At 58.6% G+C, this 16263-nt stretch carries 15 protein-coding genes; 5 read left to right on the forward strand and 10 right to left on the reverse strand.

The window, feature by feature from the left end; genetic code table 11:
- Positions 1–13 precede the first annotated feature (13 nt).
- Genes trpD through trpE form a run of 3 tightly spaced genes read right to left on the reverse strand, consistent with a single transcriptional unit; the run spans position 14 to position 3123 of the window.
- Positions 14–1051, reverse strand: a complete 1038-nt coding sequence (gene trpD / locus L1F30_RS03385) for an anthranilate phosphoribosyltransferase (RefSeq protein ID WP_253359395.1) — start codon at positions 1049–1051, stop codon at positions 14–16.
- 2 nt (positions 1052–1053) lie between these two features.
- Positions 1054–1641, reverse strand: a complete 588-nt coding sequence (locus L1F30_RS03390; protein ID WP_253359397.1) for an aminodeoxychorismate synthase component II — start codon at positions 1639–1641, stop codon at positions 1054–1056.
- Between the two features lie 15 nt (positions 1642–1656).
- The gene (gene trpE / locus L1F30_RS03395) at positions 1657–3123 is read right to left on the reverse strand and encodes an anthranilate synthase component I (RefSeq protein ID WP_253359399.1); all 1467 of its coding nucleotides are present in this window, start codon (positions 3121–3123) and stop codon (positions 1657–1659) included.
- A gap of 309 nt (positions 3124–3432) precedes the next feature.
- Between trpE and L1F30_RS03400 the strand changes: the two genes are divergently transcribed.
- On the forward strand, positions 3433–5589 hold the full coding sequence (locus L1F30_RS03400) for a cation:dicarboxylate symporter family transporter (RefSeq protein ID WP_253359401.1): 2157 nt from the start codon (positions 3433–3435) through the stop codon (positions 5587–5589).
- An 87-nt stretch (positions 5590–5676) separates the two neighbouring features.
- Here L1F30_RS03400 and L1F30_RS03405 read toward each other — a convergent pair whose 3' ends face one another.
- Positions 5677–6351 (reverse strand): phosphoglycolate phosphatase, encoded by a 675-nt coding sequence (locus L1F30_RS03405; protein WP_253359409.1) that lies wholly within the window; start codon positions 6349–6351, stop codon positions 5677–5679.
- Positions 6352–6437: 86 nt separating this feature from the next.
- Positions 6438–7106: a ribulose-phosphate 3-epimerase gene (rpe, locus tag L1F30_RS03410; RefSeq protein ID WP_253359411.1), complete on the reverse strand. Its 669-nt coding sequence runs from the start codon at positions 7104–7106 to the stop codon at positions 6438–6440.
- A gap of 107 nt (positions 7107–7213) precedes the next feature.
- Between rpe and L1F30_RS03415 the strand changes: the two genes are divergently transcribed.
- The gene (locus L1F30_RS03415) at positions 7214–8278 is read left to right on the forward strand and encodes a DUF3530 family protein (RefSeq protein WP_253359413.1); all 1065 of its coding nucleotides are present in this window, start codon (positions 7214–7216) and stop codon (positions 8276–8278) included.
- Positions 8279–8297: 19 nt separating this feature from the next.
- On the opposite strand, the gene L1F30_RS03420 is transcribed toward L1F30_RS03415, so the two are convergent.
- Genes L1F30_RS03420 through L1F30_RS03440 form a run of 5 tightly spaced genes read right to left on the reverse strand, consistent with a single transcriptional unit; the run spans position 8298 to position 11184 of the window.
- Positions 8298–8537: a hypothetical protein gene (locus L1F30_RS03420; protein WP_253359414.1), complete on the reverse strand. Its 240-nt coding sequence runs from the start codon at positions 8535–8537 to the stop codon at positions 8298–8300.
- Positions 8538–8582: 45 nt separating this feature from the next.
- Positions 8583–9161: a hypothetical protein gene (locus L1F30_RS03425; RefSeq protein ID WP_253359416.1), complete on the reverse strand. Its 579-nt coding sequence runs from the start codon at positions 9159–9161 to the stop codon at positions 8583–8585.
- 18 nt (positions 9162–9179) lie between these two features.
- Entirely contained in the window at positions 9180–9470 is a 291-nt protein-coding gene (locus L1F30_RS03430; RefSeq protein WP_253359417.1) for a hypothetical protein, read from the reverse strand.
- Complete coding sequence (locus L1F30_RS03435; RefSeq protein ID WP_253359419.1) at positions 9467–10141, reverse strand: nucleotidyltransferase family protein; 675 nt, start codon at positions 10139–10141, stop codon at positions 9467–9469. The genes L1F30_RS03430 and L1F30_RS03435 overlap by 4 nt, the downstream gene beginning before the upstream one ends.
- A complete protein-coding gene (locus tag L1F30_RS03440) occupies positions 10138–11184 on the reverse strand; it encodes an aminoglycoside phosphotransferase family protein (RefSeq protein WP_253361728.1) in 1047 nt (348 codons plus the stop codon). The genes L1F30_RS03435 and L1F30_RS03440 overlap by 4 nt, the downstream gene beginning before the upstream one ends.
- 204 nt (positions 11185–11388) lie before the next feature.
- Here L1F30_RS03440 and L1F30_RS03445 point away from each other — a divergent pair, with 204 nt between their 5' ends.
- Genes L1F30_RS03445 through pdxA form a run of 3 tightly spaced genes read left to right on the forward strand, consistent with a single transcriptional unit; the run spans position 11389 to position 16250 of the window.
- Complete coding sequence (locus L1F30_RS03445; RefSeq protein WP_253359421.1) at positions 11389–13956, forward strand: LPS-assembly protein LptD; 2568 nt, start codon at positions 11389–11391, stop codon at positions 13954–13956.
- Positions 13957–13966: 10 nt separating this feature from the next.
- A complete protein-coding gene (locus L1F30_RS03450) occupies positions 13967–15256 on the forward strand; it encodes a peptidylprolyl isomerase (RefSeq protein WP_253359423.1) in 1290 nt (429 codons plus the stop codon).
- Positions 15225–16250, forward strand: coding sequence for a 4-hydroxythreonine-4-phosphate dehydrogenase PdxA (gene pdxA, locus L1F30_RS03455; protein ID WP_371922646.1), 1026 nt, complete (start codon positions 15225–15227; stop codon positions 16248–16250). Before L1F30_RS03450 ends, pdxA begins: the two co-directional genes overlap by 32 nt.
- The last annotated feature ends 13 nt before the right edge of the window (positions 16251–16263 follow it).

Genomic DNA, 16263 nt, shown 5'->3' on the forward strand with positions numbered 1-16263 from the left:
ATCACTGGGCGCGTTAGTTGGCGCGAAAGCACTCGGTAAACGCGGCGAGTTCCTGAATTTTTTCACGGGCAAGGCCTGAGCCAATGGCATCTTGTGCCATGGCAACGCCCTGGGCGATGGAGTCGGCCACGCCGCTCACATAAATGGCGGCACCGGCATTAAGGGCAATAATATCTGCAGCTTTTTTTGCAGCCGCTGTGTCTTGCTTGCCTAGGGCGTTCCTAATCAGCGCCAGAGATTCGGCCGCAGTAGCCACACTCAAGCCCTCAAGGGTTTGGGTTTCAATGTTGAAATCCGCCGGTGTGATGCGGTACTCGCGAATCTCACCATTGTTGAGTTCGGCCACAAAGGTGTGCCCGCTGAGTGTGATTTCATCCAGGCCGTCTTCGGCGTGAACCACCAGCACGTGTTCTGAACCCAGCCGCCCCAATACCTCGGCCATAGGCCTGCATAAATCGCGGTTGAATACGCCAATCACCTGGCGCTTCACCAGCGCCGGGTTGGTCATGGGGCCCAGCATGTTAAAAATGGTGCGCATGCCCATGTCGCGGCGCGGGCCTATGGCGTGTTTCATGGCGCTGTGGTGGGAGGGCGCAAACATAAAACCTACGCCAAGTGTATCTATGCACTTTTTTACCTGCTCGGCATTTAATGCCAAGTTTACACCTGCGGCTTCCAGTACATCGGCGCTGCCGGTGGAAGACGAAACCGAGCGGTTGCCGTGTTTGGCTACGCGCACGCCGCTGGCGGCGGCCACAAACGCGCTGGCTGTGGATACGTTAAACAGGTTGGCGCCGTCGCCGCCGGTACCACAGGTATCCACCAAATGGGTTTGATCGATGTGTACGTGGGTGGCGAGCTCGCGCATTACGCTGGCGGCGCCGGTAATTTCATCCACGCTTTCGCCTTTCATGCGCAGGCCCATCAGCAGTGCGCCAATTTGTGCCGCTGTGGCATCACCGGTCATTACCGTGCGCATCACGCTGGTCATCTCGGCCTGGCTTAGGGATTGGCCGGCGGCGATCTGCTGCAGGGCTGATTTGATATCCATGACTAGCCTCCTTGCGATTGCAAAAAGTTATCGAGCAGCTCGTGGCCTTGCTCTGATAAAATTGATTCAGGGTGAAATTGCACGCCTTCCACGTTTAAGGTTTTGTGGCGCACGCCCATGATTTCATCCATGCGTCCGTCTTGGTGTTGGGTCCAGGCGGTGATTTCCAAACACTCGGGCAGGCTGTCTTTGTCGATTACCAGCGAGTGATAGCGGGTGCATACCAGCGGGTTTTTCAAACCTTTAAATACGCCGGTGTTGTTGTGATAAATGGGCGAGGTTTTGCCGTGCATCACTTCCCGTGCGCGCACCACCTGCCCACCAAATACCTGGCCGATGGACTGGTGCCCCAGGCAGATACCGAGAACCGGCAACTTGCCTGCGTAGGTGCGAATAGCGTCTACGGAAATGCCCGCTTCGTTGGGCGTGCAGGGGCCGGGCGAGATCACCAGTCGCTCGGGTGCCAGTTGGTCGATATCTGCAACGGTAATTTCGTCATTGCGTACAACTTTTACCTCGGCCTTGAGCTCGGCCAGGTATTGCACCACGTTGTAGGTAAAGGAGTCGTAATTGTCGATCATCAAAAGCATTGTTTTCTCCTTACCTCATAAAACCATATCAACGGCGCGGAACATGGCGCGGGCCTTGTTCATGGTTTCTTTCCACTCAAGTGCCGGTTGTGAATCGGCCACTACACCGGCGCCGGCCTGAATGTAGAGGGTGCCGTTTTTAATCACTGCAGTGCGAATGGCAATGGCGGTATCCATGGCGCCGTTCCATGCCAGGTAGCCGATGGCACCGCCATAAATGCCGCGCTTTTCGTTTTCGAGCTCGTCGATAATTTCCATGGCGCGAATTTTCGGTGCGCCAGACAGGGTGCCTGCGGGCAGGGCGGCGCGCAGTACGTCCATGGCGGTGAGGTTGGGTTTTACTTTGCCGGTAACGTTGCTGGTGATGTGCATCACGTGGCTGTAGCGCTCTACCACCATTTTATCGGTGAGTTTGACGGTGCCGGTTTCGGCCACGCGGCCTACATCGTTGCGGCCAAGGTCGATGAGCATCAAGTGCTCGGCAATTTCTTTCGGATCGTTAACCAGATCTTGTTCAAGCGCGCGGTCTTCCGCTTCGGTGTGGCCGCGGCGGCGGGTGCCGGCAATGGGCCGCACGGTTACTTCGCCGTGCTCAAAGCGTGCAAGAATTTCAGGGCTTGAGCCCACCACCTGATGGTCACCCAAATCCAAAAAGTACATGTAGGGCGAGGGGTTCAGGCAGCGCAGCGCACGGTAGAGGTTCAGTGGCTCGGCATCGAAGGGAATCGACAACCGCTGGGAAACCACCACCTGCATGGTATCGCCTGCGAGCACGTAATCTTTGATTTTTTGAACGGCGCTGTGGAAGTTGGCCTCGCCAAAGCTTGAGGTGAACTCGGCCTCGCGCGCGGCTTCGCCCTTCAAGCGCATGGGTGCCGTGGCCGGTGCGGCCTCGGCGAGCTTTTGTTCCAGCGCATCCAGCCGACTTTGGGCTTGTTGGTAGGCATCACTGGTGTCGGCATCGGCGTGCACAATTAAAATGAGCTTGCCGGCCAGATTGTCGAATACCAGCAACTCATCAGACACCATCAGCAAAATATCGGGTGTGCCAATCACATCCTGGGGTTGGCTGGCCTTGAGCTTGGGCTCTACATAGCGCACGCAATCGTAGCCAAAGTAGCCCACCAGGCCGCCGTTAAAGCGCGGCAAGCCCTCAAGCTCCGGGGCGCGAAAGCGGCCTTTGAATTCGTCTACAAAGTCGAGCGGATCGGCCGAGCTGTGCGCTTCTACAACTTCGCCATCAAGCTCTACCTGAATCTGGTCGCCGTGCACGCGCAGCACCTGGCGTGCCGGCAGGCCGATAATGGAATAGCGGCCCCACTTTTCGCCGCCCTGTACCGATTCCAGCAGGTAGGAATAGGGGCCTTTGGCAAATTTCAGGTAGCTTGAGAGGGGGGTGTCTAAATCGGCCAGCAATTCGCGCGTGAGCGGGATGCGGTTATAGCCTTGCAGGCAAAGTTGGGCAAAAAGTTCCGGGGTCATGGGCGATCCTGATGAGCGTTTGTGTAAGCAATCGTTGGTACAGGCGTGCGCGGGCACACCCGTGGGCTGAAGGGATAATCAGCCACGCCATCGCAGGCTGCGGGCCCGGCGGGAATGTTCCAACAACTTGTCCAACGGCACAGGGTGCTCCGGATTTCGGGTTATTTTGTGGGGCGCTAGTGTACTGAAAAGCACAGGCCTTGCCTACCTGTGGCCCAAACACGGTAAATATGCCGGTTCACGCATACCATTAGCGAGGGCTTTGGCCGATAATTGCGTACACCTTGATTTGGATGGGAAGACTCGTAAATGTCGCTTTCAAGCAAAATTGTTGCAGGTTTGCTGGCTGGATTGGTAGCGGGGCTATGTTTTGGCGCGCGTATGACAAGCCTCGACATCATTGGCGAAATCTTCCTGGGCCTGCTGCAAATGACGGTGTTGCCCTACATTCTGGTGTCTTTGGTGTCGGCGGTGGGCGCGCTCAGGCGCAACCAGGCCCAGGCGCTGGCGCGCTTCGGGGCCATTGTGCTGGCGCTGCTTTGGGGGGTAACGCTGGTATTGATTGCCATTGCGAGCCTGTCTTTTCCGCAGTGGGAATCTGCGTCTTACTTCAGCCCGGCGCTGCTTGAGCCCGCCCAGCGCTTCGATTTTATCGGCAGTTTTTTACCCTCGAACATTTTTCACGCTCTCGGCACCGGCGCCATTCCCGCCGTAGTGGTTTTTGCGTTGTTGCTTGGGGTGGCCTTATTGCGGTTGGGCCAAAAAGATGAATTTTTGAAAGTGGTAAATGCCCTGCAAGAGGCCATTGGTGAAATGGCTGCACTGGTGATGAAAACCGCACCGCTCGGTGTGTTTGCCATTACGGCAAGTGCCGCCGGCACCCTGAATGTAGACGCGCTCAAGGGGCTGTATGTGTACCTGGTAACGCTCACGTTGCTATGCGTGGTGCTCACCTTCTGGGTGTTCCCGATGCTTGTGAAAACCCTTACCAAGTTTCGCTACAGCGAAGTGCTGGATGTCAGCAAAGATGCGCTCATTACCGCTTTTGCCACCGGCAACCTGTTTATTGTGCTCCCCATCATTGCCGAAAACACCCGCAAACTTTTCTTGCGCTCTTACGAAACCAATTCGCCGCAATCCAATCTGGTGGAGGTGGTAGTGCCTGCCTCTTTTTCGCTGCCGGTTGCAGGCAAGTTAATGGCGTTATTGTTTGTGTTGTTTGCCGGCTGGTTCAGTGGCGAGCCCATTGCGTTGGTAGATTACCCCGAGCTTTTGGTAAGCGGGGTGGTTAATTTATTTGGCTCAAGCCTGGCTGCCGTGCCCGCGCTATTGCATGCCCACAAAATTCCGGCCGAGGTGTTCGAGTTATTTTTGATTACTGAAAACATCATTTCCAACAGGCTGGGCGCGATGACCTCGGTGATGTTTGTGGTGGTGATGGCAATTCTCGTGGCCACCGGCGCAGACAGAAAGTGGCGCTGGCACACCTTTGCGGTGGTGCGCTTTGCGGTAGTGGGCCTGGTGGTGATTACCGCCATGTCTTATTCGCTGCGCTACCTTTATAAAGCCGTGGGCAACGAGTACACCGCCTACGATGAGTTTATCGCCCGCGAGCTGCTGCTGCCTGCCGCCCCTTCGCGCAACTTGATGCAAGTGCCAGAGCAGCGCGCCCAAGAGCCTTACGGCAATACGCTAGATCGCATTGCAAAACGCGGCACGTTACGCGTTGGCTATTATCGCGACTGGCTGCCCTATGCGTTTCACAATAAGCAGGGCCAACTTGTGGGGCTGGATGTAGAGCTGTGGCACCAGCTGGCGCGCGATTTGGGTGTGCGGGTTGAGTTTGTGCGTGTGTACCGCCGCGAGGTAAAACAGCTGTTAGATGCCCGCTACCTGGATATGGCCGCCGGTGTTGCCATGTCGCCTGCCGCTATCGCCCGCTACACATTGGCCGCGCCACACTTTAATGAAAATCTTGCGCTGCTGGTGCGTAAAGACAAGCGCACAGAGCTGCGCGAGTGGCAGGAAATTGGCAGTAACCAGCGCTGGCATTTGGGCGTGCCCAATGCCTACTACCTAACCAGCTCATTGCGCAACGCGCTGCCCAACTGGCAGGTTGAAGAAATTGCCTCGCCGCGCAGCTTTGTGCGGGGTGAAAAGCCGGAACTCGATGCCATTATTTTCGGCGCCGCCGGCGCTTCTGCCTGGACACTCTTATACCCCGAATACGGGGTGGTTGTGCCGCAACCCACCTTGCCACCAGTGCCTATGGCAATGCCTGTGGCAACCAATGACCTGGACTTCGTGTTGTTCATGCGCCAGTGGCTGGAAATCCGCCGCAACGATGGCACCATCGAAAAGCTTACCAACTACTGGATTCGCGGCCAGCGCCCGGAAGGTGCCCAGCACCGGTGGAACCTCTGGGACGACTGGGTGATGAAAAGCCCTGAACCGGTTCAGGACTAGTTGGCATTTGCTTGGCGTATTGTAGGGGCTTGATTGCTATCGGCGGCCCCAAAGGCCGCCGCATCTAATCAATACCCGTAGCAGCTGTTATTGAAATAATTTTCGCAAATCATCCACCAGCGCATCCGGGTTGAGTGTGGCAACAGGCGCGCCCCTGTCGTAACCGTAACTCACCGCTGCTACCGGCACCTGGGCTGCACGCGCAGCGCCAATATCGGCGGCAGAATCACCCACCATGAGCGTGTGGGCAGCGCCAATGTTGGCCTCTTTCATGGCTTCCAAAAGCATATCGGGCGCGGGCTTTTTATTGGCCACACACTCGCCACCGAACATTGAATCAAAATAGTGGGCAATGCCCAGATGCTCAACAATCGGGCGGGCAAACTGCACGGGCTTATTGGTAACCAGCGCCATGGAAATGTTTGACTGTTGCAGGAATGCCAGAAATTCCTTGGCGCCAGGGTAAAGGGAGGTGTTGCGCGTGCAGCACAGGGTGTATGCCGCGCGCCACAAGGTCATTGCTTGCGCGTGCATGCTTTGTTCAAGGCCTGCGTGTTCCAGTGCACGGGCAACCAGTGTGGCTGCGCCGTTGCCTACCCAATTGCGTACCCGGGCTACTCCGGCTTCGGGTTGGCCTAAGGATTTCAGCATGGTGTCTGTGGCTGTGGCGATGTCCGGCACCGAGTCTATGAGTGTGCCGTCTAGATCAAACAACACAAGCTGTGGCGGCTTGCCATTGAAAAGTTGTTCAAGGGTGCTCATCGGTGCCTTATGAATTTTAGGGGTTGTATATACGCCTGCCACTTCAAGTGGCTGAAGGCGTGCGCCCGCGGGTTAACCTTTTCTGCTTAGCAATCGGCCAGGGCCTCGCGCATTGCATCAATTGCAGATTTGTAAGATTGCGCGCCGAAAATGGCAGAACCGGCCACAAAGGTGTCGGCACCGGCGCGGGCAATTTCTGCGATATTGGCAGGGGTAACGCCGCCGTCTATCTCAAGGCGGATGTCATGGCCCGAGTTGTCGATGAGCGCTCTTGCCTCACGCAGCTTGTCGAGCGTTTGCGCAATAAATTTCTGCCCGCCAAAGCCCGGGTTCACCGACATCAGCAACAGCATGTCGAGTTTGTGCAGTACCGGCTTTACGATGTCTACCGGCGTGGCAGGGTTCAATACCAGGCCTGGCTTGCAGCCTTTATCAATAATTAATTGCAGCGAGCGATCTACGTGTTTGGAGGCCTCCGGGTGGAAGGTAATGTAGGTGGCACCGGCATCGGCAAACTGGCTGATTAAATCGTCTACCGGCTCTACCATCAGGTGTACATCGATGGGTGCGGTAATGCCGTAATTGCGCAGCGCCTTGCACACCATGGGGCCGAAGGTGAGGTTCGGCACATAGTGGTTGTCCATTACATCAAAGTGCACCACATCGGCACCGTCGGCCAGTACCTTGGCTACATCGTCGCCCAGGCGGGCCAGATCGGCAGATAAAATCGAAGGGGCAATCAGAAAGTTGGTCATGGGCTCACTCACAAGCAAATTGGTCGGCTATTGTACGCACTCCATAGCGCAGGCCCAAGAGGGGGCGGCTAGACTAAAGCTATTGAATGGGTGATGAAGGGGGGCGCGTGCGTAAACATCGGTGGGTTATTTTTGGCTGGTTGTGTCTTGTTGGGCTGGCGCACGGGCAGGCTGCTGATGAGAATGCCGCGGCGCCCGATGAGGTAGACGCGGCGCTAGCACCAACAGCTGCCGCGGAGCCGGAACCCACGCCCGAGCCGCCGCTTTATGCCAGCCGCGAGGCGCGCGACATGGCGTTGCTGGCGCAGGCAGTGCCGAGCGATCAGGTTGTTTGGTTTGATATCGGCGGCGAGCGGGTGTTGGGTTTGTATCACGCAGCAATCAGCGCCAACCCCTCCGGTGCTGTGCTGTTGGTGCAAGATCAAGACCGCAACCCCACCTGGCCCGAGCGTATCCAGGCGCTGCGCCTGAGCTTGCCCGAGCAAGGCTGGACCACAATGGTGGTGACCTTGCCCCCGGCAGATCCCGCGGCCATACCCGAGCGCGACCTCCCGCCTGCGCCTGACGAGGCGGCGGTATCGCCCGCTGAAGGCGACGGCGAAGCACGCCCTGAAACAGAAGAAGTGTTTAACGATGCCACAGGCGACGTGGCTGATGTGGCAAGCATGGCACAAGAGCAGCCGGCCCCAACGCCCACGCCCGAGGTGCCAAAAATACCCGCGCAAACACGGGTTGATCAGCGCCTGGCGCAAGCCATTGAGCACCTGCGTGGCCAGGGCCAATTTAATTTGGCGTTGTTGGCCGAAGGTGGCGGTGCGGTGCGCGCGGCCCGGCTATTTGCGGGCATGGGGTCTGAGGGCTTTCGCGCCTTGGTGTTGGTTGATGCCCGTCACAACCTGGGCACAGAGGCGGGTGACGTTCTCGCCATGGCCTCGGCGCAATTGCCTGTGCTGGATGTGATTGCCGTTGACCAGCCCGCATTGCTAGCGGCCGCCAAGGCACGCCACACCGCCGCCAAACGCGCCGGGCGCGAGGGCTTCCAGCAACTGTCGCTGCCACGTTACGAGCCGGATTTGGTGCGCCTTAGTAAACGCGTGCGCGGATTTCTGGATCGCCATGCAAAAGGCGTGAAGGTTGATAATGCCCAGGTGATACAAAACCCGCCTGATTAGGCGGGTTTTACTGTGGCTATCAAGGCTGCTGGAGGGCCTTGGCCTCAGGCGGTAGTTCGCCCTCAGCGATGGGGTTGGCGGGTGCCGAGTCGCCTGGGGCGGGTGTGGCGTCGGCCAGGGCTGCGGCTTGCGCTTTGGCGGCGGCTTCTGCTTTGGCTAGTACTTCGCTCTCCCAATCAACATCGGGTAGCTCACCCAGCGCAATCTCTGCCAGGCTGCTGTTCACCGCCGGCAGTGCCTTGCGGTTGGCCCAGATCACGCGGCCTTCGGTGGTTTCTACCAGGGCAACATCAATGCTGGCTCCTTAAGTATTCTGAACGGGCACAACGGCGCCGGCAGTCAGAACGCTCACCAAAATGCTGGTGCCTACATCTTTCGCAATCATGCCGACGGATTTTTTCGCGCCGGTGTATTCCATCAACAGTACCGCCTCAGCGCCGGTACGCTCGGCTATGGCGTTTACCACGGGGCCGAGGGTGGATTGAAAGGTGCTCTTCTTGTCTTCGCTCACTAGGCCTGTGGTGTACAGCTCGGTTTTGGCCGCTTCCCACGCCTCTTTGCATTGGGTCACGTTGTAGGCAAATTCTTCATCACTGGCGATGGCTGCTTCGATATCAAACTCCACTACGGACAGGCCTTCTTCGGTCAAGCGCTTGTGGGCGTGCGCGGTGATGGCCTCTTTGATCATCAGTTGATCGTCAATCAGCTCTTCATTGTCGCCATCGAAGGTGACCAGCTCGATGTTCACCTCGGGCGGCAGCACCACTACGGTGTGAATGTCCTTGGCGATATCGGCGTAGCTCTGGTGCTGGCGCACGGTGGTGTGCTGGGCGCAGGCTGTGGCCAGAAAGCACAGCAGTGTGAGGAGTCCTAGTTTTTTCATCTTAATGTCCTTTTAGGGTTAGATTTTTTTGACAAGGCTTTCGATGTAACGGCGGTCTTTTATGTCATTGAGTTGCAGGTATTGGGTAAAAAATTCCTTGGCCTGTGCCGGCTCTTGTTGATCCAGGTGCAACAAGCCCAGCCCTCGCAGCGCCACGGGGCTATGGGTTTCCAGCGCCAGTGCCTTTTGGTAGTGCGCATGGGCGCTGCTGATAAAGTCGGCCTGTTGCTCGGCAATGGCAACTTTGGCGTCGGCGAGTTTGGTGTCGTACAGCCATACCTGTTCCTGAGCGGCCGCCAAATTTGTCAAGGACCTTGCAGGGCCGCCAACCGCTCGGGCGTGCCCACATCCTGCCACAGGCCCCGGTGTACAAAACCGCCCAGTTTGTGCAGGCGCTGCCAGTGTTGCAGGGCGTCTCTGATGGGGAAGCGGGCTTGGCGGCCGGGGTAATCATTGATGAAGTCAAAGCGCGCAGTGCCAAGGCCTGTGTAGGTGTAGCGGGGGGGTAATGTGTTGATCAGCCCTTGGGCCAGGCCAAAGTCGCCATCGGGGTTGTGCGGTGGGTTGGCCGCTAGCACAAGCTCGGCGCAAAGGCCGCGCGCCTGCAAGCTTTGCAGTGATTGGGCAAGCAGGTTGTAGGGCAGGTCTGTGTAGGCATCGGTTGAGATCATTGCGAAGGCATCACCCGCCAGCCAGTCTAGGCACTGGTTGAGCGCGCCGCCGGTTTCCAGCGGCTCCGGGCCTTCATCGGAATAGTGGAGCCTGAGGCCATAGCGCCCGCCGTTGCCGCAGTGGTTGCGAATCTGGTCACCCAAATAGGAAAGATTGATCATGGCCTGGGAAAATCCGGCAGCGGCCAGCTTTTCCAGGTGGTAATCGATCAGGGCTTTGCCGTTGACCGTTAGTAGTGGTTTGGGTGTGTGATCGGTGAGTGGCCGCATGCGCTCGCCCTTGCCGGCAGCAAAGACGAAGGCTTTCACTGGGCGCGGGCCTTGGCGTTGCCGGCGCTGCGGTAATCGCTGTACCAGTGCTGTTGTTTGGCCAGCGGCAGCAGCGTTTCGCGCAGCCAGTCGGCAAAGGGCAAGAGCTCCGGGTAGGCCTCTGCCACTTCCAGCGTGTAGCGCAGCACCAGCGGCAGGTTTTGCAAGTAGCCGTCTTTGCCGTCGCGCAAGTGCAGCCGTGCGAAGATACCCAGTACCTTGATGTGGCGCTGCAGGCCCATCCAGTCGAACCAGCGCAAAAAGGTCTCACGGGTTACCGGGCGCATCAGGCCCACTTCCACGGCCATGTTGCCGTAGGCCAGTGCCCAGCGCTCTACCTGATCGGTGGGCCAGCGGATATAGCAATCGCGCAGTAAAGACACCAAGTCATAGGTGATGGGGCCTACCACGCCGTCCTGGAAATCCACTACGCCGGGGGCCAAGCCGTCGCGCACAATCAGGTTTCTGGAGTGGAAATCGCGGTGGACTAACACCTGCGGTTGCGCCGCGGCCAGTGCCTCTAGGTGCGCGAAGGTGGTGTGCAGCAGGTTTTGCTCGGCCGGGGTAAGCGTGTGGCCCAGGAGCCTGGTGGCAAACCAGTCTTCGAACAGGCTCATTTCCAGGCGCAGCAAGGGTTGGTCGTATGCGGGCAGCTCCAGCGCCGCGGTGGGGATTTGCTGGATGCGCAGCAGGTCGGTGATCACCTCGCCATACAGGCAGTGGGCGGTGTCTGGCTCCAGGCTGTCGAGCAGCAGTTGGCCGCCCAAATCTTCAACCAGCAAAAACCCCTGTTCGTAATCGGTGGCGAACACTTCCGGCGCGTGAATGCCCTGCTCGCGCAGCAGCTTGGCGATGAACACGAAGGTCTCGTTTTTTTCCGTGGTGGGCGGGGCCACCACGGCGAGCAGGTGGGCATCGGTGTTCAGGCGAAAGTAGCGCCGAAAGCCCGCATCGCTGGGCAGGGGCGCGAGTTGGAGTGGGCCGCTGGGCAGCCAGCCCTTATCTGCCAGGGTTGTATGCACCCATTGTTGTAATGCTGTCACTGAGGTCAAAAGGGGTTCCAACTCGAAAAAAGGGCACATGATTCCAGATTCGGCGCGCCGGTTAAAGTATTAGTTGTGCCCAAGCGGTGAGTTACAGCGGCTTTTCTTTCCAATTGACGGTGGCTTTGCAGTAGAATCCACGGCTTGGTTTGTCGCCCGGCCAAGGGTAGGCGGCAGAAGCAGTATATCGATAAAGGCTCAACCTTGACGTTCCCATTCCCCCAACAACCACTCAGCTTGGCCGTACGCCTAGGGCTCTGTGCGACTGTGCTGCTGGCCCAGCAGGCCAACGCCGACGATTCCCCCTACCAGGCCGGCGCCGATGGCGACATGTTTGCCGGCAGCCGCCAGGTGCACGCCCAGGGGCGGGCAGCGCTTGATTGGGTGCCCAAAGCCGAGCTGACCGATGCCCAGGCCAGTTGCCGCGCCGGCTGTGACGGTGCCTATGTGGCGCCCATGCGCACCGATGCCGAGGCTGGCCTCAAGCCCGAGCAGGCACCGGTGCGGGCTGCCGCTGACGACAGCCGTTGGCTGCAGGAATCGAAAGCCGAGCTGACCGGCAATGTAGAGGTCATACAAGGCTACCGGTCGCTCAGCGCCGATCGCGCCGTGTACGATCAAGCCAATCAAACCGCTGAAATTGAAGGCCACGTAGTGGTGCGCGAGCCGGGGCTGGTGGTTTTTGCCGATCGGTTGATGCTCGATGAAGGCCGTGGCAGTGCGGTGCTTGAAAACACCCAGTTTGTGCTGCACGAGGCCCATATGCGCGGCAAGGCAACCACGCTTGCCCAGCAGCAGGGCCGGGGCATTGGCGAAAACCTGTACCAGCTTGAAGACGGCAGCTTTACCATGTGCTCGCCAGAAGATAACACCTGGCTTGTGCGCGGTGCCGAAATTGAAATAGACACCGCCACAGGCCAAGGCAAGGCGCGCCACATGCGCCTGGAGCTGGCCGATGTGCCGGTGTTTTACGCGCCTTATTTCCGCTTTCCCGCCACCGATAAGCGCATGACGGGTTTGCTATTTCCCACTATCGCCTCCGACAGTCGCAACGGCTTTGAGTACGCCCAGCCGCTCTACTTAAACCTGGCGCCCAATTACGACCTCACCTTAACGCCGCGCTGGATGCAGCACCGGGGCCTGGGTATTGAGGCCGAGGGCCGGCATTTGTCGTCGCTGTTTGAAACCGCCATTGGGGGTGCTTACCTTGCCGACGACAAGGGCGGCGAGAACGATAAGCTGCAAGAAAAAGCTGATGCCGGTGAAATTTCGCAAGCCGATGTGACCCCCTACAAGGGCCAAGACCGCTGGTTGGCGCACCTGCAACAGCGCGGCGGGCGCGGCCGGGATTGGAGCACGGTGATTGATTACACCCAGGTGAGCGATGTGGATTACCTGCGCGACCTCGACACCGGCAGCATCGAAACCAGCTCGCGTACCCACTTGCGTCAGGCCGGCAGCCTGCACTACCAGCTGCCCGATTGGCGCCTGGGCCTGAACCTTGAAGCCTACCAAAGCGTGAGCCTGATTGGCGTTGAACCCTACCGCAAGTTGCCGCAGCTCACTGCCAACGGCCAGTACCAGTGGGGCGATTGGGAGCTTGCGCTCAATCACGATTACACCCAGTTCGCTCACAGCGATACCTACTGGGATCAAACCGACGACAACCCCGACGACATCCGCATTGTGGGTGACAGGCTCCGCACCGACTACCGGCTGGGGTGGCGGGCTGAAACCATCTGGGGCTTTTTGCGCCCGGCGGTAATGGTTAAGCACCTGCAATACGCGCTGGATGAAACTACCCTGCGCGCCGATGCCAATGCCACTCCCGGCATTACCGGCGCCCAGGCAAGCATTGATGCGGGCCTGTTTTTCGAGCGCGAAGGCAGCCTGTTTGAGCACGGCTACATTCAAACCTTCGAGCCGCGGGTGTTTTATTTCAACAGCCCAGAGCAGGATCACAGCGATCTATACCGTGTAACCGATCGCAACCGCTCGGTGCAATTTGATACCACCGAAACCACCTTCAGCTACAACCAGCTGTTTCGCGAGTCGCGCTTTAACGGCGGCGACCGCATAGACGATGCCAACCAGACCTCCGTGGGCTTAACCACCCGCTTCATTGAGGCCAGCAGCGGCATTGAACGCTTTCGCGCAAGCCTTGGGCAGATTTTTTACGCCGCCAATCGCAATGTCACACTCAGCGGCGTGGCCGATGAGGCGCCGCGCTCGGAAATTGCGGGCCAGCTGGCCGCGCACATTGGCGAGCACTGGCGCTTCAACCTGGATATCGCCTACTCCCAGGAAAACTACAAACCCTCCCAGGGCACAACCAGCCTGCGCTATGTGGATCCGGCCGGCTACGTGGTTAACCTGGGCTACCGCTACCAGCGCAAGGGCCTGGCGACAGATCAAGAAACCGGTGAACTTTTTAACAACAATATCGATCAAACAGATATTGGCATTGTCTACCCGCTGTCAGATCAATGGAACCTGATGGCGCGCAGCTTCTACGATCACGCGCTGGGGCGCGAAATTGATACCTTTGCAGGCGTTGAGTACAACAGTTGTTGTTATCGCGTGCGCGTGGTGGGCAGGCGCTGGACAGACAGCCGGGATATCCAAACACTGGGGCCCTCGAGCCTTGAGTTAGATCGTGGTATCTATATCGAATTCCAGCTCAAAGGGCTGGGTAGCTTGGGGCGTCGACTCGACGAATTGTTGACAGAAGGCATTATCGGCTTTGATCAACGCCCGCAATACGAACCCTAACGGTAAGCAAATGAAGTCTTTTAATAAAAAATGTGTAACGTTAATGCTGGCGCTTTCTACCTTGGCTGGTTGGGCGCACGCCGAAGTGCAAACCCTCGATCGCGTAGTGGCGGTGGTTGATGAAGGCGTGGTGATGGAGAGTGAACTCAATGCCAAGCTGCGTGGCATTGTGGCCAAGTTGCGTGCCTCCAACACCGAGCTCCCGCCCGAAGACGTGCTGAAAGCCCAGGTGCTGGATCACCTGGTGAACGAGCAAATCCAGCTGCAAATGGCCAAGCGTGCCGGCGCCAAAGTGCCGCCTGAAGAGCTCGACCAAATGATTCAGCGCATTCGCGCCTCGAACAACCTGAGTGAAGCAGAGTTTGCCCGCGAGTTGGCCGCCGAAGGCCTGAGCCTGGCGGAACTGCGCGAAGACCTGCGCCGTGAAATGCTGGTGCGTCAGGTGCAGCAAGGCAGCGTGAACCGCCGCATTCAGGTTACGGAATCTGAAATTGAAAACTTCCTCAATTCCACCGAAGGCAAATTCTGGACCTCGCCCGAATACCAGCTGGGCCATATTCTGATTGCCGTGCCCTCAGGTAGCTCCGAGGCGCAAATAGCCGAGCTTGAAGCCAAAGCCCACGCGCTGCGCGAAGAGGCGTTGGCCGGTGCCGATTTCCGTCGCCTGGCGGTGGCGAACTCGGCCGGCCAAAATGCCCTTGAGGGCGGTGATCTAGGTTGGCGCAAGGTGGCCCAGCTGCCCACGCTGTTTGCCGACAACGTAGCCAACCTGAAAGTGGGCGATGTTACCGAACCCTTCCGCAGCGGCGCCGGTTTTCACTTGATTAAACTGCACAACCAGCGCGGTGGCGGTGAAGTGTTAATTGAGCAAACCAAGGCGCGCCATATTCTGGTGAAAACCAATGAAGTGGTTAACGACACCGAGGCCTTCGACAAGCTCACAGAACTGCGCGAGAAGATCTTGGCCGGTGCCGACTTTGCAGAACTTGCCAAAGAGCACTCCGAAGACCTGGGCTCGGCCCTGCAAGGGGGCGACTTGGGTTGGGCCAACCCCGGCCAGTTTGTGCCCGCCTTTGAAGAAACCATGGCGCAGCTCAAGCCCGGCGAAATGAGCCAGCCCTTTCGCAGCCAGTTCGGCTGGCACCTGATGCAGGTGTTGGAGCGCCGTCAGCAAGACATGAGCGACACCATGATCAAAAATCAGGCCGCCAATTTGCTGCGCAGCCGCCGTTTTGAAGAAGAGCTGCAAGTGTGGCTGCAAGAGATTCGTGACGAAGCCTACGTTGAACTCAAACTCTAAGGTGCCGCTCACCTTTGCCATTACGCCCGGTGAACCCGCGGGCATCGGGCCGGATGTGCTGATTCAGGCGGCCCAGCAGGCCCGCGCCGCCCACTGGGTGGCGGTGGCCGACCCGGCGCTGCTCCAGGCGCGCGCAAGTACCTTGAATTTACCCCTCACCCTGCACCCTTTCGATGCGGCCCGGCCCGTGTGCGAGGCAGGCCACATTGCAGTGTGCGCCCAGCCCCTGCAAGCCCCGGTAACGGCAGGTACGCTCAACGCCGCCAATGGCCGCTATGTGCTCAATACCCTGGATGCCGCCATCGAGATGTGCACCTCAGGTAAGGCCCAGGGGTTGATTACCGGGCCCGTGCAAAAAAGCGTCATTAACGAGGCGGGTATCCAGTTTACCGGCCATACGGAATACCTGGCCCAGAAGGCCAAAACCCCGGTGGTGATGATGCTGGCCACAGGGTCCTTGCGCGTGGCGCTGGCCACCACCCACCTGCCACTGCGCGACGTGGCCGATGCCATTACGCCCGCGCTGCTGGATCAGGTAATTGGCATTTTACTGCACGACCTAACCCACCACTTTGGCATCAAAAAGCCCCGCGTACTGGTGTGCGGCCTGAACCCCCATGCCGGCGAAGGTGGCCACCTGGGCCGTGAAGAAATAGACATCATTACCCCGGTGCTCGCGCGCTGGCGCAGCCACGGCCATGCGCTGCTGGGCCCGCTGCCCGCCGATACCCTGTTTCAGCCCAAGTACCTGGAGCAGGCCGATGCAGTGCTGGCCATGTACCACGACCAAGGCCTGCCGGTATTGAAGTACCAGGGCTTTGGCGAAGCGGTAAACGTGACCCTTGGCTTGCCCTATATCCGCACCTCGGTAGATCATGGCACCGCACTCGATCTGGCGGGCACGGGCCAGGCCCACGCCGGCAGCCTGCTGACGGCCATCGACTATGCTACCCGCATGGCAACCCGTGCACACACGGGTGCTGCACAACATTAATCAGGACAACACC

The sequence above is a fragment of the Simiduia sp. 21SJ11W-1 genome, assembly GCF_024138675.1.
GTDB lineage: Bacteria > Pseudomonadota > Gammaproteobacteria > Pseudomonadales > Cellvibrionaceae > Simiduia.